Annotated in this window: 1 protein-coding gene; it reads left to right on the top strand. The window is 72.3% G+C overall.

Going from position 1 to position 1,927, the window contains the following annotated elements:
• Positions 1 to 1,698 (top strand): OmpA family protein (locus tag QX010_RS33000; protein WP_316183714.1); only part of this gene is annotated, 1,698 nt, incomplete at its 5' end.
• Positions 1,699 to 1,927: the final 229 nt, after the last annotated feature.

The raw sequence follows: 1,927 nt of genomic DNA, 5'->3' as shown, positions 1-1,927 counted from the left end.
CCGCCGGCGGCTCCCCCGCGTCCGACACCGCCGCCGCCCCCGCCCCCGGTCGCAGCGCCTCCGGCGCATCCGCCGGCCCCGCCGCCCGTGGTGCGCGAGCCTCCGCGTCCAGCAACTCCGCCCGCTCCGCCGCCGCCCGCGGCGGCACCATCACGGCCAACGCCGCCTGCGCCGCCCGTGGTTGCTCCGCCCCCGCCGCCGAGTGCTGCGCCGAATCAGCGGCCAGGAACCCCGCCGCCTCCGGCTGGCGCAACACCGCCCCATTCGCCGCCACCCGCCGCGGGCCCGTCGCCGCAACCCTCGGCCGCGCCTACTCCACCGTCCGGTGGACCAGGAGGCCGTCCGGGCGCTGGCGGCCCGCCGCCCGGTTCCCCGCAAGGCGGACCCCCGCCGCGCGGGGCTCCGATCCCGCCCGCCGGCACCGTCGCGCCTGCTCCGGGAACTCCGCCGGCGCCACCCGCGCCTCCGGCCGCCCAGACGCCAACACAGCAAGGCACGCCGCCCGTCGCTGGCAGGCCGCCCGGCGGACGTCCGGGAACGGCCCCGGGTGCCCCGGGGGCGGCGCCGCCGGCGGCAGGTCCCGGTGCTGCTGGACCCGGACCGGGACCCGCCGGCGCGCCGCAGGCCGGGCCGGGCGCCGTGCCGCCTGCCGGTCCCCCGGCCATGTCCAATCGGCCGCCGCCGCAGGTCGCCGCGCCACTTCCGGCGCCGCCCCCGCCGACGCCCCAGCAGCTCACGCCGATCGCACCGGGCGCTCCGATGCCCGGGCCGCAGCGGCTGGAAGACTTCCGCGGCCAGCGCCGCGAGGTTCAGGAGGGTGGTCGCACGGTGATCTACGAGCCCGGCCGCGTCATTGTCCGCGACCCGAGCGGACAAGAGTTCGTGCGCCACGATGAGCTCGAGCGCTTCCGCTACGGCGCGCGGGACATCCGCGTCCAGCAGGAGCGTGGCGAGACCCGCACCGTCGTGATCCGTCCCGACGGCAGCCAGATCGTGACGGTCACCGCGCCCGACGGCCGGCTGTTGCGGCGCATCCGCCGCGACATCGGCGGCCGCGAGATCATCATCATCGACAACACCTATCGCGATCCGGCTGCGGTCGGCGGCTTCTATGTCGAGTTGCCGCCGCCGGAGATCCGCATCCCCTACAACCGCTACATCGTCGACGCCGAGGAGGCGCCGCCGGATGTCATCTACGACACGCTGATTGCGCCGCCTGTCGAGCGCGTCCAGCGCCGCTATTCGCTGGACGAGGTGCGCTACTCGCCATCGGTGCGCCAGCTGATGCCGTCGATCGATCTCAACACCATCACCTTCGAAACAGGATCATGGGAGATCAGTCCCGACCAGGTGGCGAAGCTGCAGGTCATCGCCGACGGTCTCAACCAGGCGATCCAGCGCAACCCGCGCGAGGTCTTCTTGATAGAAGGCCACACCGACGCGGTCGGTAACGATACCGACAATCTGTCTCTGTCGGATCGCCGCGCCGAATCGGCCGCCACCTTGCTCACGCAGCAGTTCGGCGTGCCCGCCGAGAACCTGACGTCGCAGGGTTACGGCGCGCAGTACCTGAAGGAGCAGACGCAGGGACCGAGCCGCATCAACCGGCGCGTCACGGTCCGCCGCATCACGCCGCTGCTCAACGGCGGTCAGGCCGCACTGCCTCCGCCGCCTCCGGGCGTGGCGCCGCCGCGATGAGTTGATCCCAACGACGAATGCAAATGGCCGGGAGCAATCCCGGCCATTTTTGTAGGTGGCAATCTCTCGCGTCCCACTCGGTGTGGTTCCCCGCGAACGCGGGGACCACATACTCCCAGGGTGTAGTTTTGCGACGGCTGGAGCGACACCCAGCCCCATTGGCGCTAACTTACCAAATTAACGCTTGGTATTCTCGTTTTCTTGGCGGCTCTTGGAGATGGCGTTGAAT

The organism is Bradyrhizobium sp. SZCCHNRI1009, assembly GCF_032487575.1.
Classification (GTDB): Bacteria; Pseudomonadota; Alphaproteobacteria; order Rhizobiales; family Xanthobacteraceae; genus Bradyrhizobium.
The sequence above is the reverse complement of the archived record's forward strand: the minus strand, read 5'-3'. Positions and strand labels throughout refer to the sequence as shown.